General features: G+C 46.2%; 26 protein-coding genes and 3 tRNA genes. 7 read left to right on the top strand and 22 right to left on the bottom strand.

Annotated features, from left to right (window positions below; translation table 11 throughout):
* The first annotated feature begins 1 nt into the window (after nucleotide 1).
* On the top strand, nucleotides 2–919 hold the full coding sequence (locus KJS57_RS04150) for an ROK family protein (protein WP_213653877.1): 918 nt from the start codon (nucleotides 2–4) through the stop codon (nucleotides 917–919).
* 20 nt (nucleotides 920–939) lie between these two features.
* A complete protein-coding gene (manA, locus tag KJS57_RS04145) occupies nucleotides 940–1,890 on the top strand; it encodes a mannose-6-phosphate isomerase, class I (protein WP_213653876.1) in 951 nt (316 codons plus the stop codon).
* A 91-nt stretch (nucleotides 1,891–1,981) separates the two neighbouring features.
* On the opposite strand, the gene KJS57_RS04140 is transcribed toward manA, so the two are convergent.
* The 10 genes from KJS57_RS04140 to qatA all read right to left on the bottom strand — a co-directional run bounded on the left by KJS57_RS04140 (nucleotide 1,982) and on the right by qatA (nucleotide 13,250).
* Nucleotides 1,982–2,500 carry a DinB family protein gene (locus KJS57_RS04140; RefSeq protein ID WP_213653875.1) on the bottom strand — a complete coding sequence of 173 codons (519 nt, stop codon included), beginning with the start codon at nucleotides 2,498–2,500 and terminating at the stop codon, nucleotides 1,982–1,984.
* A 27-nt stretch (nucleotides 2,501–2,527) separates the two neighbouring features.
* Nucleotides 2,528–2,740 carry a DUF3006 domain-containing protein gene (locus KJS57_RS04135; RefSeq protein ID WP_211019755.1) on the bottom strand — a complete coding sequence of 71 codons (213 nt, stop codon included), beginning with the start codon at nucleotides 2,738–2,740 and terminating at the stop codon, nucleotides 2,528–2,530.
* A 7-nt stretch (nucleotides 2,741–2,747) separates the two neighbouring features.
* Nucleotides 2,748–3,656 (bottom strand): ComEC/Rec2 family competence protein, encoded by a 909-nt coding sequence (locus KJS57_RS04130; RefSeq protein WP_213653874.1) that lies wholly within the window; start codon nucleotides 3,654–3,656, stop codon nucleotides 2,748–2,750.
* Between the two features lie 133 nt (nucleotides 3,657–3,789).
* Complete coding sequence (locus KJS57_RS04125; RefSeq protein WP_213653873.1) at nucleotides 3,790–6,030, bottom strand: Ig-like domain-containing protein; 2,241 nt, start codon at nucleotides 6,028–6,030, stop codon at nucleotides 3,790–3,792.
* Nucleotides 6,031–6,161: 131 nt separating this feature from the next.
* A complete protein-coding gene (locus KJS57_RS04120; RefSeq protein ID WP_213654060.1) occupies nucleotides 6,162–6,836 on the bottom strand; it encodes a uracil-DNA glycosylase in 675 nt (224 codons plus the stop codon).
* 686 nt (nucleotides 6,837–7,522) lie between these two features.
* A complete protein-coding gene (locus KJS57_RS04115) occupies nucleotides 7,523–8,365 on the bottom strand; it encodes an AbiJ-NTD4 domain-containing protein (RefSeq protein WP_213653872.1) in 843 nt (280 codons plus the stop codon).
* A gap of 40 nt (nucleotides 8,366–8,405) precedes the next feature.
* The gene (gene qatD, locus KJS57_RS04110; protein WP_213653871.1) at nucleotides 8,406–9,140 is read right to left on the bottom strand and encodes a Qat anti-phage system TatD family nuclease QatD; all 735 of its coding nucleotides are present in this window, start codon (nucleotides 9,138–9,140) and stop codon (nucleotides 8,406–8,408) included.
* Nucleotides 9,127–10,500, bottom strand: coding sequence for a Qat anti-phage system QueC-like protein QatC (gene qatC / locus KJS57_RS04105; RefSeq protein ID WP_213653870.1), 1,374 nt, complete (start codon nucleotides 10,498–10,500; stop codon nucleotides 9,127–9,129). Before qatC ends, qatD begins: the two co-directional genes overlap by 14 nt.
* A gap of 5 nt (nucleotides 10,501–10,505) precedes the next feature.
* Nucleotides 10,506–11,306, bottom strand: coding sequence for a Qat anti-phage system associated protein QatB (gene qatB, locus KJS57_RS04100; protein WP_213653869.1), 801 nt, complete (start codon nucleotides 11,304–11,306; stop codon nucleotides 10,506–10,508).
* A gap of 9 nt (nucleotides 11,307–11,315) precedes the next feature.
* A complete protein-coding gene (gene qatA, locus KJS57_RS04095) occupies nucleotides 11,316–13,250 on the bottom strand; it encodes a Qat anti-phage system ATPase QatA (protein WP_213653868.1) in 1,935 nt (644 codons plus the stop codon).
* A 592-nt stretch (nucleotides 13,251–13,842) separates the two neighbouring features.
* Between qatA and KJS57_RS04090 the strand changes: the two genes are divergently transcribed.
* Nucleotides 13,843–14,238, top strand: coding sequence for a JAB domain-containing protein (locus tag KJS57_RS04090; RefSeq protein ID WP_244861412.1), 396 nt, complete (start codon nucleotides 13,843–13,845; stop codon nucleotides 14,236–14,238).
* 178 nt (nucleotides 14,239–14,416) lie between these two features.
* On the opposite strand, the gene KJS57_RS04085 is transcribed toward KJS57_RS04090, so the two are convergent.
* Nucleotides 14,417–14,502 (bottom strand) — tRNA-Leu (locus tag KJS57_RS04085).
* Between the two features lie 133 nt (nucleotides 14,503–14,635).
* On the opposite strand from KJS57_RS04085, the gene KJS57_RS04080 reads away from it, so the two are divergent.
* Entirely contained in the window at nucleotides 14,636–14,791 is a 156-nt protein-coding gene (locus KJS57_RS04080) for a hypothetical protein (RefSeq protein ID WP_213654076.1), read from the top strand.
* Nucleotides 14,792–14,875: 84 nt separating this feature from the next.
* Here the strand turns inward: KJS57_RS04080 and KJS57_RS04075 are convergent, their stop codons facing one another.
* Nucleotides 14,876–15,133: a WGxxGxxG family protein gene (locus KJS57_RS04075; protein ID WP_244861390.1), complete on the bottom strand. Its 258-nt coding sequence runs from the start codon at nucleotides 15,131–15,133 to the stop codon at nucleotides 14,876–14,878.
* A gap of 147 nt (nucleotides 15,134–15,280) precedes the next feature.
* On the opposite strand from KJS57_RS04075, the gene KJS57_RS04070 reads away from it, so the two are divergent.
* The gene (locus KJS57_RS04070) at nucleotides 15,281–16,072 is read left to right on the top strand and encodes a PhzF family phenazine biosynthesis protein (protein ID WP_213653867.1); all 792 of its coding nucleotides are present in this window, start codon (nucleotides 15,281–15,283) and stop codon (nucleotides 16,070–16,072) included.
* On the opposite strand, the gene KJS57_RS04065 is transcribed toward KJS57_RS04070, so the two are convergent.
* On the bottom strand, nucleotides 16,069–16,290 hold the full coding sequence (locus KJS57_RS04065) for a phage holin (protein ID WP_211019759.1): 222 nt from the start codon (nucleotides 16,288–16,290) through the stop codon (nucleotides 16,069–16,071). The genes KJS57_RS04070 and KJS57_RS04065 overlap by 4 nt on opposite strands.
* Nucleotides 16,291–16,420: 130 nt before the next feature.
* Nucleotides 16,421–16,873, bottom strand: a complete 453-nt coding sequence (locus KJS57_RS04060) for an ASCH domain-containing protein (protein WP_213653866.1) — start codon at nucleotides 16,871–16,873, stop codon at nucleotides 16,421–16,423.
* Between the two features lie 112 nt (nucleotides 16,874–16,985).
* Here KJS57_RS04060 and KJS57_RS04055 point away from each other — a divergent pair, with 112 nt between their 5' ends.
* The gene (locus KJS57_RS04055) at nucleotides 16,986–17,324 is read left to right on the top strand and encodes a L,D-transpeptidase (RefSeq protein WP_213653865.1); all 339 of its coding nucleotides are present in this window, start codon (nucleotides 16,986–16,988) and stop codon (nucleotides 17,322–17,324) included.
* Between the two features lie 107 nt (nucleotides 17,325–17,431).
* Complete coding sequence (locus KJS57_RS04050) at nucleotides 17,432–18,103, top strand: SOS response-associated peptidase (RefSeq protein ID WP_213653864.1); 672 nt, start codon at nucleotides 17,432–17,434, stop codon at nucleotides 18,101–18,103.
* An 87-nt stretch (nucleotides 18,104–18,190) separates the two neighbouring features.
* On the opposite strand, the gene KJS57_RS04045 is transcribed toward KJS57_RS04050, so the two are convergent.
* The 8 genes from KJS57_RS04045 to KJS57_RS04010 all read right to left on the bottom strand — a co-directional run bounded on the left by KJS57_RS04045 (nucleotide 18,191) and on the right by KJS57_RS04010 (nucleotide 25,950).
* Nucleotides 18,191–18,264: transfer RNA gene (locus KJS57_RS04045), tRNA-Ile, on the bottom strand.
* Between the two features lie 22 nt (nucleotides 18,265–18,286).
* Nucleotides 18,287–18,360: transfer RNA gene (locus tag KJS57_RS04040), tRNA-Met, on the bottom strand.
* A 56-nt stretch (nucleotides 18,361–18,416) separates the two neighbouring features.
* Complete coding sequence (locus KJS57_RS04035) at nucleotides 18,417–18,581, bottom strand: hypothetical protein (RefSeq protein ID WP_211019763.1); 165 nt, start codon at nucleotides 18,579–18,581, stop codon at nucleotides 18,417–18,419.
* 103 nt (nucleotides 18,582–18,684) lie between these two features.
* Nucleotides 18,685–20,190, bottom strand: a complete 1,506-nt coding sequence (locus tag KJS57_RS04030; RefSeq protein ID WP_211019764.1) for an ABC transporter substrate-binding protein — start codon at nucleotides 20,188–20,190, stop codon at nucleotides 18,685–18,687.
* Nucleotides 20,187–21,080 (bottom strand): ABC transporter ATP-binding protein, encoded by an 894-nt coding sequence (locus tag KJS57_RS04025; RefSeq protein ID WP_211020215.1) that lies wholly within the window; start codon nucleotides 21,078–21,080, stop codon nucleotides 20,187–20,189. Before KJS57_RS04025 ends, KJS57_RS04030 begins: the two co-directional genes overlap by 4 nt.
* A 61-nt stretch (nucleotides 21,081–21,141) precedes the next feature.
* Nucleotides 21,142–24,054: an ABC transporter permease gene (locus tag KJS57_RS04020; RefSeq protein WP_211019765.1), complete on the bottom strand. Its 2,913-nt coding sequence runs from the start codon at nucleotides 24,052–24,054 to the stop codon at nucleotides 21,142–21,144.
* On the bottom strand, nucleotides 24,054–25,151 hold the full coding sequence (locus KJS57_RS04015; RefSeq protein WP_211019766.1) for an efflux RND transporter periplasmic adaptor subunit: 1,098 nt from the start codon (nucleotides 25,149–25,151) through the stop codon (nucleotides 24,054–24,056). The genes KJS57_RS04020 and KJS57_RS04015 overlap by 1 nt, the downstream gene beginning before the upstream one ends.
* Complete coding sequence (locus KJS57_RS04010; protein WP_211019767.1) at nucleotides 25,114–25,950, bottom strand: ABC transporter ATP-binding protein; 837 nt, start codon at nucleotides 25,948–25,950, stop codon at nucleotides 25,114–25,116. Before KJS57_RS04010 ends, KJS57_RS04015 begins: the two co-directional genes overlap by 38 nt.
* Nucleotides 25,951–26,066: the final 116 nt, after the last annotated feature.

The raw sequence follows: 26,066 nt of genomic DNA, 5'->3' as shown, positions 1-26,066 counted from the left end.
TTTGAGTTACGCAGTTGGCATTGACATCGGAGGTACGAAAATCGCCATCGGTCTCGTCGACCAAAGCGGGCAGGTCCTTGCAAAGAACACGCTGCCCACGGATCATTCCGTTCCTCCTTCCGAAATGGTGGACCGGATCGCTGCTGCCGTTAAACAGCTCGCTACGGCGGCGGGAATCAAAGAAGCGGATATTCTCGGCATCGGCATCGGGGCCCCCGGGCCGCTAAACACCAAGCTCGGCCAGATCACGGAACCGCCGAATATGCGGGGATGGTGGGGCTTCCCCGTCGTCGATTCCTTCAAACGGCATTTTGAATTGCCGATATCGTTCCAGAATGACGCCACTGCCGCAGCTTTGGCGGAGAAGTGGATCGGCGCCGCCAAGGAGGCCGATAATTTCGTCTATATCACGATCAGCACCGGCATCGGGGCAGGCATTTATAGTCACGGCAAGCTGATTACCGGAGCGACCGGAAATGCCGGAGATGTCGGTCATTTGGTCGTCGATCCTACAGTCGGCACTTGCGTATGCGGACAGCAAGGCTGCTGGGAATACGTCGCCTCGGGTACAGCCATCGCCAGACAGGCCAGCGAGCTGTTAGGGCGTACCGTCACCTCGAAAGAAGTGTTCGATCTGGCCTTGAACGACAGGGAGCCCGAAATGGAACGGCTGGTCAACCAGGTGTTCCGCAATATCGGCATCGGCTGTGTCACTCTGATCAACACGCTGGACCCCGAGCTGCTTGTGATCGGCGGCGGCGTATCCCAAATCGGAAACCCGTTATTTAATGCTGTACGGGACTATGTTGCGCACCATGCGCTGAATCCTTCGGGCCGCAATACACCAGTCATTCCGGCAGCATTGCAGCAGGAGGCCGGCCTGATCGGCGCGGCGGCTCTTGTTCATTTGAATTATTAATACGAGGAGGAACTTTATCCATGAATCAACCTATTTTTTTGGAACCCGTATTTCAAGAACGAATCTGGGGCGGAACCAAGCTGCAGCAATTGTTCGGCTACGAAATTCCTAATGACCGCACGGGCGAGTGCTGGGCGATATCCGCTCATCCCAACGGCCAAAGCGTTGTCAAGAGCGGCCCTTATCAAGGGCTGAAGCTCGGCGAGCTGTGGAATTCCCATAAAGAGCTGTTCCGTTCGGATTCCGCCGTATTCCCCCTGCTCACTAAAATCCTGGATGCCTCCGACGATCTTTCGGTCCAAGTGCATCCGGATGATGAATATGCTGGCAAACACGAGAACGGCGAGCTGGGCAAAACCGAATGCTGGTATATCGTCGATGCCGAGCCAGGAGCGGTCATCATTTACGGACATGAAGCCAAAACAAAGGAACAGCTCGTACAAATGATCGAGGACGGCGAATGGAACGATTTGCTGACCCAAGTCCCTGTAAAAGCCGGAGATTTCTTCTACGTGCCGAGCGGTACCATTCATGCGTTGGGCAAGGGAATTGTCGTGCTGGAAACCCAGCAAAGCTCGGATACGACGTACCGGGTGTACGATTATGACCGCCGGGACAAAGACGGCAACCTGCGCGACCTACATTTGGAGAAAGCCATTGACGTTACCTCCATTCCTCAGGCATACGAGCCGGTCCAATACAGCAGTAAGGAATCCGACGGACTGACCGTCACAACCTTTGTATCCAATTCCTTCTTCACCGTGGAAAAATGGAATGTAACCGGAACCGCAAATGTACCGGCTAATGAGAAATATACGATTTGCAGCGTAATTGAAGGCCAAGGCAAGCTCTCCGTCGAGGATCAGGAATATTCGCTGGCTAAGGGCGACCATTTTATCCTGCCGGTCGATTTCGGACCTTTCCAAATCGAGGGCGAACTCATGCTGATTATTTCTCGCGAAGGCGAGTAAAAACGAAACTCCCTTCTCATATAAAAAAAGACGCCCAAGCTGTCTACGGAGACAGCCGGGCGTCTTTTTTGAGTTGACTTAATTCAGCAGTTTAACGTCGCAAATAACGTTCCTCAATGATATCAAAATGATGAATGGAATGACCGGCGATAATATAGGCCAGTGCCCGTGCCGATCCCGGATGGTCGCTAAACGTGCCGATACGTGCCCAAGCTTCGTCATCGAGCTGCCGAATCAGAGATAGAGTCGCGATCCTTACGGCAGCAAAATCCTGCAGCAAAGCGTTTACCGTCTGGCGGTCCGCATGCGCATGGCTCACAAACAGATTTTCCTCAAACCCTGGCAGCGGCGTCGTATCGCCCCGGGCAATCCGAAGAAGGCGGTAGCTCATAATGCGTTCCGTATCCGAAATATGCCCCAGCACTTCTTTAAGACTCCATTTCCCTTCCGCATACCGGTAGGATCCTTGTTCCTCCGTAATTTGCCCCAGCCGCTGAATCACTTCGTCAACCTGCTTTTCCAGAAGGGAAGGCAGATTATCTTCCGGTACCTTTTGAATATAAGGTTCGAAATGTACTGCATATTCCCCCGCTTGCGGTTTTTCCAACATCGTTTATCTCTCCCTTTGTTTATGTAGTCAATCTTCCCAAACTTCATCCATCAACTTTCCGATTTGCCTTGTTCGGTCTTCGGTCTGCTTCAGATCCAGGATCCACTTTTCTCCGTTCCAAACCACGATATCCCCGGCCTTAGCTTTTTCATCCATCTGCTGCCGCGGAACATCCTTCGTCTGTCCATCGATCTCGAGAATGCAGAAATCCCCTTCAAAGCCCTCCACAATCGCCTGCATAGGCGGTTCACCTCTCTGTCGTGATCTCGTAGTTTTGTCCATCCGATGCAATTTCGATCGTCCCCTGTAAGTCATTCCGATAAACCTGGACTCCGTTTTTGTTCAACCGGTTCAGAATCTCCTGTTTGGGGTGACCATAAGAATTGTCTCCAACCTGAATTACGGCAAACTTCGGAGATACCTGCTGCAAAAAAGAAAGCGACGTGGACGACTTCGACCCGTGATGCCCCACAAGCAGTACATCAGCCCGTAAGTCCTTGCCTGAAGCCATCATGGCCTTCTCGCTCTCGCGCTCGGCATCGCCCGTCAGCAAGAAGGACGTTCCGCCATAAGACACTTTGAGCACCGCGCTCATGTTATTGCTGTCATCGCTGACTTCTACAGGAGCAAGCATTTCTACCTTTACCTCGTCATCCCAGTCCAGGCGAAGGCCGCTCTGGGCACTCTTAACCTTAAGACCTTTACTCCGAATCGATTGGAGCAATGACTCGAAGGTCTTCGTGTTGCTCTGGATTTTCGGCATGTAAATGGCGCCAATCTCATGATGATCGATCACGGCATCCAACCCGCCGATATGGTCCGCGTCAGGATGCGTGCCCACCATGATATCGATCCGATCAACACCAAACTGCCTTAAGTAATCCAGCATTTGCTGCTCCATGTTGTTATTGCCTGCATCCACCAGCATCGTCCGTCCCGAAGGGCTGATCAGCAGTTGTGATGCGCCTTGGCCGACATCCAGAAAAATGACGCGCAGCTTGTTCCCGGACGATGAGGAGACAGGAGACGAACCGTTATCCCCTTGAGCCTGGAAATCCTCCAGATTTAGTGCACATCCGGATAACAAGGACCAAATAACAACCGTGCAAATTCCCATCAAAATACGTGTCTGCCAAAACCTTTTACGTCTCATCATAGATGCATTATTCCTCTTCCTGAAATCCCTTTTTTATACTATAGCACAGGCAAGCGTCTGCGTTACAGTCATAGATCGCAAATAAAAAGACAGCCCGCCTTCCCAAAGGAGGCAAGCTGCCGTAATTTAAAATCTATTTGACCGTTACACGTACCGTAACCGTCTTCCCGTCGTACACGCCTTTGATTGTAGCGCTGCCTTTAGCAACCGCTTCTATTTTACCTGCCGTAACTTTGGCTACGGAAGGCTTCGAGCTTGTCCAAGAAGCACTTCCTGTTACGGAGGACTTCTTGCCGTTGTCATACTCCGCCGTCACAACTACCGTTTTTGCGGAGCCCGGCGCCAGTTTCAAACTCTTCTCATCCACAGTAAGCTTCATCAGCTTCGGTACTACGCTGACCTTCACGCTTACGTCATACCCCTGGTAAGAGCCTTTAAGCGTCGCGGTACCTTCCGCCACTGCTTTAACGGAAGTCGAAGAGATGGTGGCAACCTCCGGATTGGAAGACTCCCATCCAACTTTGCTAGACAGATTCACGGTTTTGCCGTCTTTATAGAATCCGGTTACTTTAATAGCTTTCGTTTTCTTTACATTCAATGTAATATTGACCGGATCAACAACAACTTTGACGATCTTTTGCTCGATCGTAACCGGAATGCTGATCGTTTTGTTCGAGTAAGTTCCTTTCAAGGAAGCTGTACCTTTGGTCAGTCCTTTAATCATTTTACCGTTATCCGTCGTTTTGATGACGGCATTGGAACCCGAGACACTCCATTCGATAGAATCGGATATGCTTGCCTCTTCTCCGTCTTCCCAAACAGCGTTCACTTCAGGAAGCTTCGTTTCTTCTCCGATAACGATGCTAAGCTTCTCGTCTTCCGTGATCAGCGCCAGCACCTTTTCCTTTACGGTAAGCGTTACTGTAATTTCCGTACTGCGGATTTGCGCCGGCGAGGTTACTCCCGTCTCCGGCAGCTTCGCGGTCAAGGTTACCGTGCCTTTATCTTCCGCAACGATCTTGCCGTCTTTGATTTTGGCAACTTCTTCATTGCTTGACGTCCATTTTACTTCCTTGCTGAAATCTACTTCTTCTTCATCCAGCTTCGTTGCCGTTACTTTCGGCAAACTGATCGATTCGCCCTTAAAGAGATCCAGTTCCTTCTTCTCAATAGCCAACTTGGTGATCGTCGGGTTCACGGTAACTTTGAAGGACTTGCTGATCCCTTTATAACTTACCTTAATCGTTGTTGTTCCAGCCGTCTTGGCGGAAATGTCCCCGCCGGAGACTGTAGCCACAAGCGGATTGGAGGAAGTCCAGGTCGCATCCGAGCTCACGATAACCGATTCGTTCACGCCGCTTCTAACTTCAGCGTCGACTTCCAGCGTCTCGCCGATGAACATCGACTGATCGCCGGAAGGATCAAGCAGAATAGCTTCAAAAGGTGTACGAACATACACGTCGGTTTGAGCTTTTACGCCGAGATAATCGACGGTGATCGTTGTTTTACCAACGGTCAGTGCTTTGATTTTACCCTTTTCTACCGTAGCAACCGCCGTATCGGATGAAGTCCAAGTTGCTTTATCGCTCACGTCCGACTTGGAGGTACTGTCGCTGGCCGACGTGGATTCCGCCTTCAATTCAGCTTCACTGTCGCCAACGACTAGCTCGATATCTTCGGCAGGCAGTTCCTTAACCACGCCATCGCTGCCTTTAACGAGATATTTCAGCGTCAATTCGGAATAAGGCGAGCTAACGGTAGCTTTATAAGTCGCCGTAAGACCCGAATATTTCGCGGTAATGGTCGCCGTTCCTTCGCCTACAAGGGTAATTTGTCCTTTCTCAATGGTCAGGACGCCGGAGTTGGAGCTGGACCAATCGGTATCAGCCGTTACGTCCTTCGTAGCGCCCTCGGAGCCTTCGATCGCGGCCAGCGCTTTTACCGTCAAATATTTATCGCTGGAACCGAGCTTGTATTTCCCTTTTTGGGAATATTCGAGCGTCAATTCCTTGTAGGAATCCTTTGCAGTGACTTGAATACTGGACTTAGGGCCTTGTGCATGATCCGCCCAGATCGTTACCGTCCCCGCTTTTAATGACGTAAGAAAACCATTAGTTACTTTAATGACTTCGCTGTCACTCGATGACCAGCTAACGGCATTCGTCAAATCTTTCTTTACGGTGGAGCCTTCGGTTGTTCCCCATACTTTAAGCTGTTTCGTCTTGCCTACCGTAAGTTCAACCGTTGTTCCCGAACCCTCGATGTCAATCGACACTACATCGCCGGTTGCCGCAAAAGCGCCACTTGGAAATGCTGTGGTAAGCAGCAGTACCATCGCCAGGAGCCAACCTGTCATCTTCCTCTTAGCAGTCATTCATTTCTCTCCTTTAATTCCATCTTTGCCGGAAAACCTTCCTTTCCGGGCCTATGCGTTTTATATCGGTTTTTAGGATATTTTCAGTAACCTTTTTAGCCAAAAACGAGACCTTGGTCCTATTAATATTTTTAATCCTCCGTCATATTCGCCGACCAATCGATAGGTGCTTCACCTTGCCGTTCCAAAAAAGTATTCATTCGCGAAAACGGACGGCTCCCGAAGAAGCCTCTTCTTGCCGCCAGCGGGCTGGGATGCGCCGAAGCGATAATTTCATGCCGGGTCGTATCGATCATCTGCCCTTTTTTCTGGGCATGGCTCCCCCAAAGCACAAACACAACCGGCCGTTCGCGGCGGTTCAATGCTTCGATCACGGCATCCGTAAATCTCTCCCACCCCTTTCCCTGGTGGGAACCGGGCTGTCCGTCCCGCACCGTCAGCACCGTATTCAGCAGCAGCACTCCCTGCTGTGCCCATGGCGTCAACGTTCCCGTTGTCGGGGCCGGGCAATCTAGATCGGTCGCCAACTCCTTATACATATTGCGGAGCGACGGAGGTATCCGGACTCCCGGCAGTACGGAAAAGCTGAGGCCGTGCGCCTGCCCCGGTCCATGATAAGGATCCTGCCCCAAAATAACCGCCTTCGTATCTTCATAGCTTGTCAGCTTCAGCGCCTGGAATAAAAACTCCCTAGGCGGATATACCGTGTGCTCCTCGTATTCCCCGTCAAGCCAGTTCATCAGCTCTTTAAAATAGGGCTTGTCCAATTCTTCCTTAAGCACCTCGTCCCAATCGTTTCCGAACATCATCCAGTCCCCTCCCCGGCTGTTATTGAAAATAAATTCACGTATCAATTAAGATTACAACAGCATTTTACCACGTTAGTAGATGTCAGACGCGATAAAAAAAGAAAAAGGTCGCAAAACGGCGCTTTCGCGCAGTCTTGCGACCTTTAACTCTTTCATTGATGCCGAGGACCGGGATCTAACCGGTACGGTAGTCACCTACCGCAGGATTTTAAGTCCTGAAACGGACTTATTGGCCCCTCTTCTACATCACGGAAAAATCAAGCCAAAATCCTTTAATTATGCGGGTTAATAGCACTTTTTTTATGTTCCACACACTTTAAGTTCAGGAGTTTGCATATGGAGCAATGTTAGCAAAATAATAGAGAAGAAGCCACGTACTTCTGCTCTTTTTACCCTTACTTAGCTGTTTGCAATATTGAGTCACTTTGTATCTAATCCTAAGGGATTCAGCACTAAATGAGTCGCAGTTGTTATACTAATAAAAAAGTATTAGAAAGAAATCAATGCTGACCTCGCCGCTGCCAATGGTGAGATAAGGTTTGTGTTAAAGAGAGCGGAGGAAGCCTTGTAGGGCAAAGATTTCCCAAGTTTATGTTTTTACGTTCTATTACCTCGCGACACTTGGAAAAGAAAAAAGTGACTAAAATCGTGACCAGTGACAAGTACGTGTAAGTAATCAACCATTACATTGAATTATTATTCTTTTCCCACTTCTCAACAATATAATTTACAAAACCAGAACAAGAAACCAACATATATTTTGCATCTTCTGTAGATGCCCCTGCAAAGTCAATACCTGCATGACGAATACCATTTTGATCGGAAGTATAACCGTAAAGCTGATTTAAAGCTGATTTCAAAGCGCCATGCAATTTCAATCCACTCTCATCCATTTTTTTAAGCGCATCTCCCAAAGTAGCTTTATTATTGCCTGTAATAATGCAGCAAAGTGACTCAATCGCGCTAATAGATTCTTTTATAGAATTCTCGTAATCTGGATTTTTACGCCTAGAGTATAAAGAGAGGGCTTTTAACATATGTATATTCACAGAATCATACTTTGTATTAGTTGATTGATCAATAGATTTTAATTCAGATTTTGTTGTTATTGGAACAACCAATCTTTTTACAATGCGATATCCAGACTTTTCTTCTTCTAACACTCGATTAAATTCCTTTGCAAGATTATTTGAATTGGATTTACTTCTTTCAGATACCTTTTCTAAGTAAACCTCAATAAAATCATAAGCGAAGTGCCACTCTTTTTTCAGAAAAAGACTCTCTAGTTTTTTCATGTTTCTTTCACGCATTAACCAATCTTTTGGATACTCATATGTAAATCCAAAAACATCTAAGATGTCCTCAACGATTTCCAAACTCGGGCTTCTTAGAGAAGGGTTCAATAGATGTTGATTTTCAACATAAAACACATTCCAAATTCTGTTTTTAAGTGCAAAATCAACATTTTCAAATTGAATTTGTTTACTTATATATCCATTTCGTTCGGAGAAATTTTGCTTTATCATTTATTTCATCTCCTTTAAACAGCACGAATCAGCACCCCTATTAGTATTCAATGATATCCTTCGAGTTTTTTTGGATTGTTTGAAATAAATCGCGGTTTCTCAAATTCGAAATCCCTTGTATCGTCTGATCCAATTCTTCATATATCTCATGGCAATGGGATATTTTTTTGATGAAGGGGGCATCCGTTTCAACAAGTAATTTGTCTTCTGGTACCTTCTGAATAACTCTTTTTCCTCCTGCTGTACTCAGCATTTTACTATTAATTGAAAAATAACACCCTAGCTCAATTGCTTGATTTAATTGTTTTTCATTACCAGTAAACCAGTGCAAAATGCAAATATTATTTTTTATAGTGTTATACAATTTCAAACTATCCAAAACATATTGAGAAGATTTTACGCTATGAATTGAAAGTACTTTGTTACCTAATGCGCTACATTCCTTAATAATACTGTTGAAAACCTTCACTTGTTCCTCTCTTGAACTAATATTTTCACCATTATTATCCAGACCTATTTCTCCAATAAATTTTACATTTTGAATCTTATTTAATAATAAAGGTAATTCATTAAACCTTTGACCCACTAATTGGGGATGTAAGCCCAATGCCACTTGAATGTTGGAATTTCGCTTACAGAAATTCACCTCTTGCTCAAATGCCTTGGGGGTTGTTGTAACTGCTATAATTACTAAATCTTCAACTAATGACTCCTGGATTATGTTTTTCATATTTGGCATTAGATCCAAATGGCAGTGCATATCATAGATCGTCATTTTCCACCTCATTACTCAGTGAAGCTTGAATAAAACTATCTACCTCTAGCACCCCTCTTCGATAGACATCTGCAAGCCTCTCAAGGTATGCTTGATCTTTCGGTAATGGGCCTGGTTTATGGATCAGTAACTTTTCTAACCCGGGTTGTTTCTTTAACCTGTCAATTGCTAATTCAAATGAACGTAATTGTATGCCTCTGCCGGTCGCGTGATTATTTAATAATTCACGAACATCTTTTTTAGTGTACCTAGTCCCATCATTTCCAGTGCCAAAAGCTTTATGCATCGCAGCCCTACGTATTAAACACGGTACGCAAAAACCACAGTGTTGAGGAGGCAACCCCTCCCATCTAGCCTTCCCCGGTGATGAGCAAGATACAGATTGCGTAATTAATTCGAATAGCAATTCTTTATTTTTACATTCGGCTGTCATTTCCCCCTTTGTTCTATTCCAATATGGATTTTCAACAGTTATTGAGAATTTTAATTTTCCCAGAACTTCATTCCAAATCCCCAGGTAATATGGATGTGTTGTTTTGGTACTATGTGAACCAACTCTTAAGTTGTCTAGAGGTACATTTAATGCAATTAGACCGTTCTCAGGCACTACCAACTTATGAACTTCTGGCAGGCCAGAAATTACAAATATCGCTAGTGCAATAAATAAGAATGAACGACTTCTTGTTGTGTTATCTATGTAACCATTAGGGATTATTTCTTTCCCAAATACCATCCATAAGTCTAGCTGTAGTGGTTTGTTTTTGCTGTATTTTTCTTCTAATACTTTAAGGATATTTTTTTGCGCATTTTTAGTGAATCCTTCCCCAGCATGGCTGATTAAAAGTAATTTCTTATTATCTTCTAAATAGTTAATTGTGCTAATCAAACTGTCCATCCCGCCCGAAAATAACGAAACTACCTCAAACTCTTGCTCCTTTTTCACTGTTCTCGATACTAACTCTTCAAATGTAATATTTCTTTTTGTAAAAACAATTTCCCATTTATCACCTGTCAAAAAATTCAGCATTCTTTTCAAATCATCGCGAGCACTATTCCAAGAGTTCACTTCCTTAACAGGAAGTTCAATCATAATTTCTCTAGTCCAAGAATCTTGAGAATTCACGATTCTAGAAATTCTAGTATCAGCCAAGTAAACTAATGTTGCTAGTGCCATAATATCAATACCGTCTTCAGTTGGGCAGATACCAATTGCCAACATGTTTTCAGTAACTCTACCAATGCCATATCCAAGAAAACCCTCATTTGTGATTAATGGAACCCTCACTATCTCCAATCCATTTTCATAATTAGTAATTATTTCTTTTCCTTCATAACTTCCAATCAATTTGAATTTATTCATTTATTCTATGCCTCACTTATTGATTCTAATATTTCATATGACTTTTGATATACCGAATCCACAATGCCCCTGGTCTGTACGCTATCAATATTCCTAATTTCTACATTCAGTTGCATCATTGCGTCTGAAACAGCACCACGTATAAATTCACCTAACTGTTCTTGAATCGCTTGAACTATAGTAATATCATTTGGAAGGGAAATAGCTTTACTACCTATGTCGTTAAGTAATCGTTCTTTAATAACATTTGCCATGTAAGTTTCAGTAAATACCAAAAATTGTTGCTCAGTCATTTGTTCAATAGGAGTAGCATTTAATTCTGGCATTGCCTCAATTGTTTCAATATATGAATTTCTTGCAATTCCCTCATCAGTGGTTCCTCCATCAGGACATACAAAATCCATGATGTCCAAAAACACATCACTTGCATTTTTCCCCATTAAATCGCCTAGTCCGAATACCCTACTTGTAGCTTCAATTCCATTATTAGCAATTTGACTCAAAAATGATATTAATTGAACTGTGCTTTTTCTCGAAGCGCCTAATCTAGTAGTTGCACTCTTAGCTCCACCTAATGAATGCTTTACATATTGTGATACCGACTTTCGCAGATTGTTACCGTTATTACCACCTGAGTTTACATATCTAGTAAAATTACCTCTTGGTTCTCGAAATCGTTCGGGATCGGCTTGTACGGGTATTGTGTTATTATTATTTTCTTCATTCATGTTATCCCCATCGTCTAACCATGTTGGTACCAATGGGGTTCTACCGCTTTGGCCTTGATTACTTGTAGATGTACCCATATTTTATCCTCACTTCTGAATTGTCTTTAAAGCAGCCTTCACGAGTACATTTCCCTCTTTAGACAGCAATGTATAGTACTCCTCTAGCTTTCTTTTTTGGTTAATGTCAACAATGCATTTGTCCCATCCACTACAAATCCATACGCCTACTCTATCCTTTTTAAATGAAGCTATTAAACCAAGTAATTCACTTTGTAATTCTCTATGGAATTTCACTAATGTAATAATTCCATCTATTCCATTCGGTTTTCTAGCCCCATCGCCTTGACCTAAAATCTTCTGCGAGACGATATCAAAAACATATTTAGCTTCTTCAAATGACAAACTTTCAATTTTATCATTAATACTTGCAATGTAATAAACTGATGAACTCATCAAACCATCAATAACGAAGCGAAGCTTTTCAGATTTAACCTGATTGAAAAAGTAATCCCGCTTTTCTTTACTAGCAAAATAGTATGGTCTCAGGTCAAGGTTACCTAGCTCTGGCTCGGACTTTGCCCAGTTACAAAGAGCTTCATTAGTCAACCATTCATTACATCTTTCACTTAAAGTATCCTTAACTTTGATTTTTTTTAATGATTTTGTACCCTTTGCATCCTTACTCTCTGTATCTTTGATCGGTTCCTCTGGTTCTTTAATTCCACCTCGTAAATATCTTTCTAATTCATCTAACGGTTTGCACCTTCCATTTTCTGAGGTCTCCAAAGCGATTTGTTCATATATTTCTGACATAAAGTTTTCAATAAGCATAATTTTAGCAAGTGCAGGCAACTCTATCTCGTCTCCAAATCCTCTTGCCTCAGCAATCTTAAACCTTAACAATAGCATATTTATAAATCTTTTTATTTTCCTTGGATTACCGCTTGTATCCTTAGCTAATATTGGGTAAATTTGATTTGCAACTACAATTTCATTTCCAACCTCTCCATACCGATCAGCTAATATTCCATGCAAATCACTGATTGTTAGCCCTTGATTTTTCCATGGTTTTTTCATTTTTTCTATAGAAGAATCTAATAGTTTTGTGAAAAGCTCATCTTTTTCATCTAATTTCGAACCAATCAATAATAGTTTAATATACATTTCGGATTCAACTTCACCTAATGTTGGAAGTCGAAAAGGTACTTGAATTAATTTTTCTAAATATCTTCTTGAAAATTCCTTGCTAAGATTGTTATCAAATGCCTCTGGAAAATGCTTCTTAACTGCATATTCAATCATGGTTTCGTCTGCCGCTATAACAAATGCAGTTGAATTAGAAAACATAAACAATCTTATGGCTTCTAGTGTTTGGATTGTTACTTCAGGTAAACATCTATCTAAATCATCAATGAGGATAACTAGCTTATCTATTTTTGATTCTTCCAATAGAGATGAGAAAGACTCTTGAAACTCTGTAAACTCCTTAGTTGTTGATGTATCTTCGAATACCTTGGAATCCTTCAAATATTGTCCTACATTTTCAATAGTACTACTAACCTTATCTGCATCAGCGAAATTTCCTTTTAACTTATCCAGAATTCCAGTTAATAACCCAATCGGCGGTACTCCGGTAGTTGCTGTTAATGCTAGACTGCCTGCACCTTTAGCGACGTTCAACCAATTAATGTTTTTCCATATCTTTTTAACAGCATCCCCGCATTTACTACTCAAGTTCCTCTTTTCTATCAGTTCTGATACTATTGCACTCATAAGTGCAATTTTAGCATCCTCAAACCCTTGATGTTTCCAACCATTAAATTTAATGCATTCAATTTTTTCATTACCCCTGAATTCTTCTTCAACCATTTCTAATACACTAGATTTTCCAGCTCCCCAATCTCCATGTATTCCTATTGATATTGGTTTCTCTTTACATTCATTAATTAATTCGATTACTGTTTTAGCAATAGCTCTGTTATTAAGCATATCAACTTTAGTTTCATTGTCGGATAAAATCATGTAGTTGCCCCCTTGGTAGAAGATTTTCATCATTGCATATATTGATTCTAATCATGCTCAATAACGTTATGGCGAGAAATAGTAAAATTTTATAATATACTCGTGATTTGTTAAATGTAGGACACTGATAATACATTTCGACAACTTCCGCAATTTCCCTTTTTTTATAAGCATTGAGGAGTACGAAAATCGACCTATTTTCGCAAAATCTACGATGTAAACTCTATATTATACCACTGATACCTATGCATAGGCAGTCTTCGCGAGGCTCTGCATGCATCGAAAGGCCGTACACCTTCAAGCGTGTACGGCCTCTTTGTATCCATCAAACCAACGGAGGAAAGAAAATGAGCCCTTATCCATCAACTGAAATCAAACGCCTTATCTCAGAATCCCTCAGAGAAAAGAACGACAGCTATGTAATTCAGGAGTTGTTTCAACATTTCCCGACAGCGACTGAACTCCTGTAAGCAAGTGAACAACAGTTAACGATGATTAAAGGAATCGAAGTAGGTAAGGCTCGCCAAATTACCGCCTTACTACAACTTGCTTAAGCCCTGACTATTCCCGTTACTGATCGAGTTGCAATTCAATCCCCAAAGATGTTTACGATCGGCTCGCACCAGAATTAAGACATTCTCCAAAAGAACAGTTCACTTGTCTGTTTTTGAATACCAAGAACCGAGCAATCTTTAAGGAGGTCATCTCGATCGGCTCTCTGAACGCAGCGGCGGTACATCCACGGGAAGTTTTCCGAGCCGCATTCAAACGTTGCAGCGCCTCTCTCATCTGCGCTCATAATCATCCGAGCGGTGATTCGACTCCTTCTCCTGAAGACGTAAATTTGACTAAACGCCTTGTATCAGCCGGAGAAATCCTCGGCATAGACATACTCGATCCTGTAATTACCTTTCGCAAAGAAGCCATTAAAGCCGAAATCCAACGTCTTAGAACGGAGCGTGACGGAATCCTCGAACGCATCGTCTGAACCAAGATTTCCTCTTCATGAAGCCAACATAAACATGGTGGCGAGCGCTTCGGAAAACCCGAAAAGGTCAAGAAAAAAGAGCGCCGTTAGCAAAAGTTAGCAAACTCGCTCCGTAAACGAAAAAAGATTCCAGCCACTTGAGCTGAAATCCCTTGATATTCTTGATGTTTGTTTGTGATGCCGAGGACCGGGATCGAACCGGTACGGTAGTCACCTACCGCAGGATTTTAAGTCCTGTGCGTCTGCCAATTCCGCCACCCCGGCAAAGGTGACCGAGAAAAATTCCCGTAGGTATGATTATATACGGAAATTCATTTAGATTCAACTCTTTTTATTTTTCATGAAACTAACCGCCTCAGGATAGACTAATCTTTATCCTTAAATGGAGGGAAATGCGATGGAAATTTCAACGGATAAATACAAAGTAGCCCCACTGGATAAGGGCGCCGAGGCGGTTGCCATTATTAAAGAGGCGGAAGAATCCCTTAAGCGTATGACCGGTGAGAAAATCACGTTGATCGCCTACGAAGAAACCGAGAAGGAATACAGGTAATGCCGACCGGCTCCTGGCGTCAAAACAAAAGGCTTCCATATTGGAAGCCTTTTTGTTCGATGTGTCATTACCAAGTATGGACTCCTAAGAACGGTCGGTTTCTCTTCTCCGCATACCGGCAAGACCGAGCAAGCCGATCAGACCGAGCCATCCCCAATTAGAGCCGTTATTGTTGCCGTTCACCGCGTGAGCCCGGACATTATTCGTCGAATAATTGCCCCCGGTCGTGTTGTTATTATTCATATCGCGGACGTTCGTATTGTTTCCATAAGCCGAAGCGGGCAGAACCAGCACTGCGGAAATCAATGCTGTAACGAGCATTGCGGTCAAACTCTTTTTCAAAGGAAGGCACCTCCTGAATTAGTGACTACATCCCGTAAGTTTCCCGAGAATCAGGACCTTTATGCAGCGGGTAATTTCCTCTGTTCTATTTTAAAAATATGTTTTATGCTGTTTTATTAAAAGCTGCAGAATTGGAGGAGAACAATAATGAAGTACTATGTGGTGGATGCATTTACGGATCAAATATTTAAGGGTAATCCGGCTGGTGTATGCGTTGTGGACGAGTTCCCTGATACTTCGTTCATGCAAAGCATTGCCTACGAGAATAACTTGTCGGAAACCGCCTTTGTCGTGCCTCGTGACGGGTATTTTGACTTGAAATGGTTTACGCCTGAGCTTGAAATGGATCTTTGCGGTCATGCGACATTGGCAAGCGCTTATGTGGTTCACCATTATGTCAATCCCGGTCTGATGGAGATGAATTTCCATACGTTGAGCGGTATATTGAACGTCGTAAAAAAGGAGGACCTCTTTGAATTAAACTTTCCTGCCCGAATTTCGGAAAAGATCGACTCCTTCCCTTTGATCGAGGAAATTTTGGGAGCAGCGCCGATTGAATTGTACGCAACCCGGAATCAGGTGAGAACTCGTTACTATGCCGTGCTTGCTGCGGAGGAACAGGTCGAACAGTTTGTGCCCGACTTCGAGCTAATAAAAAAACTGCCGCAATCCTTCGGGCTGGTCATTACCGCCAAGGGAAGCAGCAGTGATTTTGTTTCAAGATTTTTCGCTCCCCATGCCGGAGTTAATGAAGATCCCGTAACGGGCTCCGTACACTGCACACTCATTCCTTACTGGTCGGAAAAGCTCGGAAAGAACAAGCTGCTCGCCAGACAACTATCCAAGCGGGGCGGAGTTCTCTATTGCGAAAATCTTGCGGACAGAGTCTCTATAGGCGGGCACGCCGTACTTTACTTAGAGGGGAATTTACAGATCTAAAGATTATAGCCCTTTGAATTCGGCTTGGTTGGGTTTGAAATAATGCCAAGTGTCGCGAGGATTCCAAGTAAAATATCGACAGCCGTTAAAATCTCCTGCGCCATCACGTCCGTCAATATAAAAAGTCCGGTTAAATGACCGATCAACTGGATAAGCAATACAACTTGCGAGGCCACACTCACCCAAAGTGCATAATTCCGCCACCGTTTCTTTTTCATACTCGTTCCCCCTTTTGATATGACCATTTTTTAATATATATGCGCCCTATCGGATTTTTAATATAAATGAAGTTATGATAAAAAAAGAAGAACCGTCCGGATAGATCCGGTCGGTTCTCTCCTATCCATATCAGATTAGGGCCTCCCAAGTCCATAGCCCTTGTCTCCCCGTAGCCGGAACCGGCTCGGGCAGCCGCTGAACATGACTTAATTCCCAAGCATATCGCCCATCGCTGTAATCTCCGAAGATTTCTTCTTGCTTTCCTATAGATGTTTCCTTTGAAATGTCAGGTCTATCGCTACTTAAGAGAATTTCTGTTTCCGAAGATCGGGAAACGGACCAGCATTCCTCGAGCCTGCATACCGCAACAATGGCCCCGGTCGGCAAATTATCCTCATTATATCCGTGCTTGGCAAGCACGCTGCGAAAAGGTTCCCATCGGCATACCTTCTTATCGATTTTCTTTCCTGCATGGATCGCCAGCTCGCCCCGATAAGCTATCTTCCAACTGCGGGTCTCGAATTTTTTCTGTTCAAGAGCTATAAGCGTAGCCCAGGGTTGGTGTATAGTAATGGCTTTCAATCCGTCCCCTCCTAACCTGCATAGACTTCCAAAACACATACTATATCATTTCGCCCAATCAACTCTAGCCTAATTATCATACATTAAATGCAGAAAAGGAGGCCTGACGAAAATGCCTAATTACCGAATCATCGTTGACCTGTCCGATCGAATGCTCTATCTACTGGATAATAATACTGTTGTACGGGGATTCCCGGTGGGTATCGGAACTATGCTGACGCAAACACCCGAGGGAGTCTACACGATTGTCAACAAGGCGCCTAATCCAGGCGGACCGTTTGGAGCGTACTGGATGGGATTATCCAGGCCTCACTATGGTATTCATGGAACTAATGATCCCACATCGATCGGAAAACAGGTTTCCCACGGATGTATTCGCATGCACAATCAGGATGTCATTCAACTGGCGAATCTTGTTTCCATCGGAACGAGCGTTACGATTCGACAATAAAACTAGGTGTACTACTAACTCTACGGTTTGTTCAGCTAATAATTACTTGTTTTTCTCTTTCCTCTGAATGGTTACAATAGACATAGTAACCTTAAGGAGGGACGGATATGTGCGGACGTTATACCATAACAATCCCACTCGACGAATTAATCATTCTTTACCTCATTGAGAAAGCTACGACTGCCAACTATAAACCATCATATAACGTCGCCCCGATGCAGTATGTTCCTGCGGTGGTGGCTGGAAATAACGGTAATCGACTCGGGGAGCTGCGCTGGGGCCTCGTTCCGTCTTGGTCCAAAGACCCGAAAATCGGAAGTAAAATAATTAACGCAAGGGCGGAAACCCTTACGGAAAAACCGGCATTTAATCGCTTACTATTATCCCGCCGCTGTATTGTTCCAGCCGACGGGTTTTACGAATGGAAGCAAGACTCAGGAACGAAACAACCGTACAGAATTGTTCTGCGTGATGAGAGCGTATTTTCCTTCGCGGGCTTGTACGATATATGGGCGGATGAAGACGGAAATAAACTCGCAACTTGCACGATCATTACGACGGAGCCGAACTCCCTTATGGCAGATATTCATAACCGGATGCCGGTTATATTGCGCAAGGAAGACGAAGCCGAATGGCTAGCCCGCGATAACCACGACGAATCCACGCTTTTGCGCCTGCTACGACCTTATGATGCGGATAAAATGCGCGCCTACCCGGTGTCTGCAACTGTCGGGAATGTCCGGAATAACTCCGAAGAGCTCATTAAAAGCATCATATAACCGCTAGAATACCTTGCATGACTCAGCATCCATACCAACTTCAAAACAAAGCAAAAACCCCTTGCTACGCAAGGGGTTTTCAAACTATGGGCCCTGAGGGACTTGAACCCCCGACCAATCGGTTATGAGCCGACCGCTCTAACCAACTGAGCTAAGGGCCCGGATTCCAGGAACTAAAATGGATTGCGGGGGCAGGATTTGAACCTGCGGCCTTCGGGTTATGAGCCCGACGAGCTACCGGGCTGCTCCACCCCGCGTCAGTAAATAGCGACAATTAATAATATACACTATTTAAGCATACTACGTCAAGGGTTTATGGAATAAATCGTACGCCGTATTTCCCTCTTCGGGAACGGAATATTTCTATGACCCTCATCTCGTCGAATCCGTAAATCCATCCATCATGCTCCAGTCTCCGGGCCAGGCAGCCTGCTTGAAATTTGGTTCTGTACAATTTATTAAAGTAGATCCAGCGCATACCCTAAACTCCTTTCTTTATAATAGGTATGATCTCCACCTTATCTATAGATTACCCAAAAACACACAAAAAAAGCCGCCGAAACAAATCGGCGGCCCTGTTATTAATATCTGATATTTCCTGATTCGTCAGGAACGAACGGAGTACCGTCCTCCTGGAACTGTGTTTTCGGATTAAGCTTAATTTCTTGAAGCATCTTATTCCCCTTCTCCGCCCATTCCTTGAGCGCTTCATCAGGGGTCTTCTTATTCTCCAGCACCTGTTGGAAATAGGTCCGGCCCATATTGGTGACGTTGTAAAGTCCCGGCTTATCGGCCATCATCTTATCGTCCTTAGGATTGGTTGGCGGAAGCGGCTTGAGCAGATAGAACGCCTGGATGTTATAAGACAGCCCTTGTTTCGGCTGAATGTAAGACTTCCGCGACACCATTTCATACGTATTGCTCCGCGATTTCAGCTTAGCGTACTCTTCGCCGTTAATAAACTTGATATAATCCCATGCAGTATCGGCATTCGGAGCGCTGCTGTTGATCGAGAACGTATTGCTCAGATAAATGTTTCCGCCCACGTCCGGTTTCTCAGGATGAACCGGTACAGTTACTACGTCCCAGTCCACAGGCGTAAAGTTTTTAATTTTAGAGGCATTATTATTGGCGTCCGCAACTTCATTCACATAATTGCTTTCCCCAATCGTCATAGCCACTTTTCCGGACAAGAACAAGTCGCTGCTTACCGCTGTCCATACTTCGTTGTCGTTCATGCCGGAGTTGCTGTCAGGAATGATCTTATCCTTAGCCAGCTTGCTGATTGTCTCCCAAACTTTAACCCATTGCGGTGAGCTGACCGTCATGTTTTCCGCTTTATCGTCAAACGTCTTCAATTGCAAGCCGCCGACATAGGTATACTGCATATCCCAGAACGGGTCGTTGCCTTTGTAACGGTTAAAGGAGAAGCCGTATACGCGATCTTTACCTTCGCCTTTAGCGACCAGACGGGCTTTCGCAAAAATATCGTCCCAGGTCGACTTATCGGTCGGAGGTTCTACGCCAGCATCCGTAAAGATCTTCTTGTTATAATACAAGGCTGAGGATGAGAACGAAGGCGCTAATGCAAAGATGTTGCCTTCTCCCAAATCCTTGATCCCGTCAATAACGGATGGAACATAATCGGTCGTATCAAATTTATCCTCTTGGATCATCGGATCAAGCTGCTTCAACAAGTTTTCTTGAATCAACTGCTTCAGCGTACCGGTATCGGCCACAACGACGTCCACCGGATTGCTGCCGGTCATAATCTTCTTCATGCTCTCCAGGTAATCCGGCTGAACATACGGTTCTGTTCCGTCGTTATATCTGTATTGGTTGTTATCAACCGCCGGAACGATTTCAATTTTAATATTTTTGTTCGTATACTCGAAAATATCCGTGTACTGCTGACGGAACCAGGAATCATCCGTACTTCCGTACAGCACCCCGATGCGAAGTACCTTCTCTTCTTGTTTGTCCGCCGCTTTGCCGCCGGAGCAGCCTGCCAGAAGCCCCAGTGTCAAAGCAGCAGCCAGAGATACCGTTACAGCCTTGCGCAGTTTCCCAAATCCCCTCTTCATCATGACTTATCCCCCTCCAGTGATTTCGGTGCAGTAATTACGATCTTCTCTCCATCAAATTCCATGCTCGCGCGACCGCCGATGCCCACGGCTTCCAAATACTCCTTAGGCACCTGAAGCCGTCCAACCCGATCGACTACGACAAACGCTTCATGCACTTCTTGCAAACCGCCGCCCCCGAATCCGGGATCTGCGGCCGCCAAATCCAGATTCGGATTCCGCTTTACAAATTCCGTGCTCGTTAAGCCGTCGCGAATCGCAACGACACGGTCCACTTTACCCGCTAATGTGAGGTCATGGGTAACGATGACAATCGTTATTCCAAGCTCCCGGTTTACCTTCCGGAAAATCGACATGATCTGGTCGGAAGTAGCGGTGTCTACCGAGCCGGTAGGTTCGTCGGCCAGTAGCATTTTCGGCTTGTTGGATAGCGAGATAGCGATGGCAACGCGCTGTTGTTCACCGCCGGATAGCTGATGCAGCTTGTTATGCATCCGGTCCTTCAATCCAACCCATTCGAGCAATTGTTTGGCATATGCGCGATCCAGCTTGCCCGTCAGCAGCATGGGCATCTCAACGTTTTCCAGTGCCGATAAATAAGGCAGCAGGTTACGGGCATTGTTCTGCCACACGAAGCCAACGGTATTGCGTTTGTATTCCACAAGCTGATCGTCGCGGATCTTGAGCAGATCCCAGCCTCCGACGCTCACCTGCCCGGCGGAAGGCCGGTCAAGGCCTCCGAGCATGTTCAGCAGCGTAGATTTACCGCTTCCGCTGTTGCCGATGATCGCCATCATCTCTCCCTGCTCCACCGTCAGATTTAGACCTTGGAGCGCGACGACCTCAATTTCGTCGGATTTAAAAATTTTGACAAGTCCCTCACAGCTAATCATAGGTTCGGTTGAGTTCTTGTCAGAATTTTCATTCACGTTGTCATCCATGTTGTCACTCATCTTACCGCTCCTCTCCCATCTTCACGGCTTGATGCACGCGCAGACGTCTGATTTGCCAGAACAACAGGCCGGCCCCCATGATCAGCATCACGAGTACGACCACGTACAGCTTCATCGTATCCGAAGAGTTAAAGATGATGCGGAACGGCGGTACCTGGGTCGTTACGTTATCCGTCGTTTGCAGGAACGGCAGATACAGCTTGCCGGCGACTTTCCCGATCACGATCCCTAATATGATCGAAAGTCCTGCGGTCAATATTTGCTCGGTCAGCAGCATGAAGGTCAGCTGCTTGCGCGATAGTCCCATCGCGCGCAGGATCCCGAATTGCACTACTCTGCCGGAAAGATTAAAGAACCAATACAATACATAGCCGATCAGCGATACGATAACCGATACAATGAATCCTAAGCTTAGAATCCCGAAGACACCGCCGCGGGTCGGATGCTTGCTCTGAGCAGCCAGTTCGCTGCGCACATCCTTGACGGAATACAGCTCGACATCCTGTTCGGCCAGCTTTGTAACAAGCGGAGCCACTTTGGCGTCTGGTTTCATTTTCAGCCAAACCTCATACGGAACGAGCGGGGATTGATCGTAAATATAGTCCAGATTGGCTATAATAAACGGCTTCTCGTCCGGGTATTGGCTAGGCCAGTACGGAAGAATACCATATACCGCAAATTCCAATGAAGCTTCACCCATGGAGACTGTAAATACATCGCCCGGTTTAAGCTTATATTTCTCAGCCATATTCGACGGCACCAGCGCGGCGCTCTCGTTCATCCCCAATAAATTCAAATACTGATACGGATGTGCCGGGAATAAATCGTTTCGGAACCAGGCCACCTTCGCAAAATCGACATTATCGATCCCCATAATGTTGCCCTGGCCCGCGGAACGGCCGGAAATAATGATATTGCCTTTGGTTTGAAGCACGCGTGCGGCATGCTCCACGCCTTCAAGCTTACGGAACACCTCAAACGGCGGCTCCGAGTAAATCAGTTTGGTCGGCTGTTGGCCGCCGCCCTGACCTCCACCTTGGCCACCGCCCTGTCCGCCGCCACCTTGGCCGCCTCCAGCTCCGCCTTGGCCGCCGCCCGAACCTGAACCGCCTTGACCGGACCCGCCTTGCTGCGGCTTTTTGGTCATTTCGGGAGTTGCCTCCCAAACGGTTTGCATGACTACGTCAGCTCCGTATTTGTACAGCGTCCGTTCCGTCGAGTTCAGATCGATCGTCCGAGCCGCGGAGGCGTTATACACCCCCAGTCCCAGTGTAAGAACAAGTAGAATCATCAACGGATAATAGGAAGCTGCCGACCGCGATAACTGTGTCAAACTCAAATAGTACGGTACCGGAAGCCACTTTTTGCCGATCCACCCGATCAGCTTCAGCAGCCACGGGAAGACACGTAAAAAGAATAAGCCAATCGAGAAAATAGCCAACGCCGGTACAAAAAACAGAAACGGCTGCACTTGGAGCTCATCCGTGGTCATCCCGGTCTGGAACGTCAGCATTTGGCGCTCGACGAATAAATAATATCCATAACCGGCAACGCCCATCAACACGATGTCGATGAACCACTTCTGCCATCCGGGACGCTGATCCGACCGCGCTTGCTTCTGCTTCGCTTTTACAATGGAAGCACGGGCATAGGAGACCGCCGGAAGCAGCGTCGCCAAGATCGCGATAATAACCGCGGCAGCTCCCAACAGCAGCGCATCGGAGTTAAATCCAACCGGAATCGACTTCCGGTTGACGAAAGCCAGGAAGCCGTCGGCGGAGCCGATGCTCTTCGACATAAACCAGCCGAGCAACGGCCCGGCGATCATGGCGACCGCCCCCAAAATCAAGCCTTCCAGCAAATAAATGAAAATAATCTGTTTGGTGGATGCCCCCCGGCTTCGCAGTACTGCAATGTCGCTTTGCTGTTTATCCAAGGACTGGCGGGCGTTCATAACGATAAAATAAAACACCATGGCAATCATCGGTGCCGCCAGCGTAAACAACAGCGTTTGCATTTGCAGGCTCTGCTTCCGGAAATCGTTCAGCAGGCTGCCGAACGAAATATCCACTTTTGTATCTTTCAGTTTCTGGTACAGTTCGATATTCAGCCGATCCAGCGTGCTCGACAGCGACGAAAGCTGACCCGTCTGAATTTCGCGCAAATCGAACGCATAGTACCAGCTTGAATTATGAAGCGGAACGTTTAATTGTTTCAGGATACCGTCGTTAAATGCCGCTTCACCGACGTAAAACGTGTTCATCATGCCTTCCATGCCTTGATACCAATAGGCATCCGTATCGTCCAGCGGCTGGAATGCCCCGACGATTTTCACCTTGAGCGTAACATCGACTCCGCTGTATACCGGGTATTCCATTACATCCCCGATATGCAAATCCTGCCGGTACATCGCTTCTTCCAGCATCATGGCTTCGATCATCGGCCCGTCGGCTTTATCGGCGAACAATTGCCCCCCTGTCACCGAAACGTGATCTTTCAAGCCGCTCATGGAGGAAATGCTCATGGCTCTGGTTCGGCTGGCGTCAACCTTCGTCGGATCTTCGGGATAAACCTCCGTCCCGCGGATCGAACGTGTATTCACATAACTTTGAAATGGGAACCCGATCTCCTTCGGAACCCCGTCAACGATATATTGATTCACCGCTTCAAGCCCGGCGAGATCCGTTTTTGCTCCTCCCGGGGCCTGGTAGCTCATAATCAGGGAGCCTGCCGGAAGGCCTTCACTCTCCGCCTTCAGCGTGCTGGACACGACCCGTTTAAGCGAGCCGTCCGAATACATCGGTATGCTGACCGTAAATGAAACCGCGACGATCAGACCGAGTAAGGTGCTGAGCGTCAGCCATTTGGTGTTCCACATTTTGCGGAACAGCAATCGTAATAGAGGAACACCCATTAGCGACCCACTACTTTCTGCCCCGGCGTAAGCCCTTTAACGATTTCAACGTCCGTCGAGGTTTGCAGTCCAACCTCCACATCGGCTTCCCGCTTCGTCCCGTCTTCTTCGATCACCTGCACGTAAGTACGCGATCCGATCGAGCGAAGTGCGGAAATCGGAATCAACACGGCGTTTTCTTTCCGCTGCGTTACGATGGATACGCTGAGCTGACGCCCGCGTTCCACATCCTGCGGCCATTTATCAAGCGAAACGATCAAATATTTATCAATCGAATCCTTCTCAGGCGGCGTTCCGCCAATCCCCCCGCCGTTTCCATTGTCCGAGGAGGTCGTAGCGACCGGCATTACTTTGACCTTGCCGTCAAACGTTCCCGCCGCATTGATATCTACCTTCGCCTTCATGCCTACGGAAATCTTCTCCAGATCCTCCTTGGCAAAAGAAGCGGCCACAACTAATGAAGAAGTGTCGGAAATGATTCCGAGTGATTCATATGCTTTTATGGTGCCGCCCTTTTGGGCGCTCATCGATACGATCGTTCCCGCAAACGGGGCTCTCAGCGTACCGTCCGCAATTTTTTGTTCCAGATCGACCAGTTCCTGACGCTGCTCTTCAAACACGATGGACGCTTTTTCAAAATCGATTTCGCTCATTTCATCCTTTGTGCGCAGCGTTTCCTTCATCGTCAATTCCTGTTGCCGGAAGTCCAGCCGCTTCTTGCGGAGGTCCTTCTGCAAATCCTTCACATCCAGAACGACCAGGACATCGCCCTGGGCTACTTTATCGCCGGCTTTGACCTTGACCTCTTGAATATGAAGTCCGTCTTCCGTAAAATAAAGCGGTTCTTCCCGCTGGCTCATCAGCTTGCCAACCGCGCTGACGCTGAGCTCGATCGTTTCCGAACGAACGTCGTATTCCGGCTTTTTCGAGATCGTAGGCGGCGTAATGACCGGAAGGACCTCTTCCTCATCTTCATTCGGAAGCAAGCCGCATCCTGTAGAAGCGACGACAGCAAGACAAAGAGCTAGCAGCCCCAGCGTCCGACCGATCCCCCCTTTCCTAGCCGATAAATTTTCCATCCACCATTTCGTAAACATGGTCCGCTACCTCCAAGATTGTAGGATCGTGTGTAGTCATACAAATTGTCATATGCTCCGTATGTATGATGTTTTTGAATACAGCCATGACCTGCGCGCCCATTTGGGAATCCAGGTTGGCCGTCGGCTCATCCGCCAATAACAGTTTAGGCCGGTGCGCAATCGCTTTGGCGATCGCCACCCGCTGTTGCTCGCCCCCCGAAAGCTCGAACGGGCGGTGAAACATCCGTTTGCCAAGCCCGACCAGCTCCAGGCAATGGGTTACACGCCGCTTCCACTCTTGAGGAGGAACGCCTGCCATCCTTAGCGACAGCTCGACATTTTCCCAGGCGGACAATAACGGCAGCAAGGCGTAGGCCTGAAAAATAAAGCCGATCTGATTGCGGCGAAGCAGCGTTCGTTTGTCATCATTTAATTGATGCAGCGCTTGCCCTCGAAACAATATTTCACCTGATGAAGGCTGGTCGAGACCGCCCAGCATATTCAGCAAAGTTGTTTTCCCCGAACCGGATCTCCCTTTCAGCATGACCAGTTGGCCAGGCTGTACTTCCATATTGATGCCTTTCAGAACATGAATCTCTCCACCGCCAACGGGAAAAGAACGATGAACATCCCGCACGGACAGCACGGGCCCCTTCTCCATTTCCTGTATTTCAGTGTGATCAATCTCAGGGACGTAGCCGCCCTCATCGATTTCATCTTCCAGAAGTTCTGCCGCTGCGCCGGCTTCTTCCGCTGCTGCGGGTTCGACGGGCGCGGCCTCATCGGTTTTAACTGGTTTGCGAAGCCATCGCATCATTGTGTATCGGTCTCCTAATTTCATTTTATAAATGCCAAGACGGTACGGGTCGGACGAAATCGCTTCTATGTATCCATCACGTCTTGCATTATAAACGAAAATTCATACCAAAAAGT

Source organism: Paenibacillus vini, from assembly GCF_018403325.1.
Lineage (GTDB): Bacteria > Bacillota > Bacilli > Paenibacillales > Paenibacillaceae > Fontibacillus > Fontibacillus vini.
Note: the sequence above shows the minus strand (reverse complement) of the source record. Positions and strands in the feature narration are given on the sequence as shown.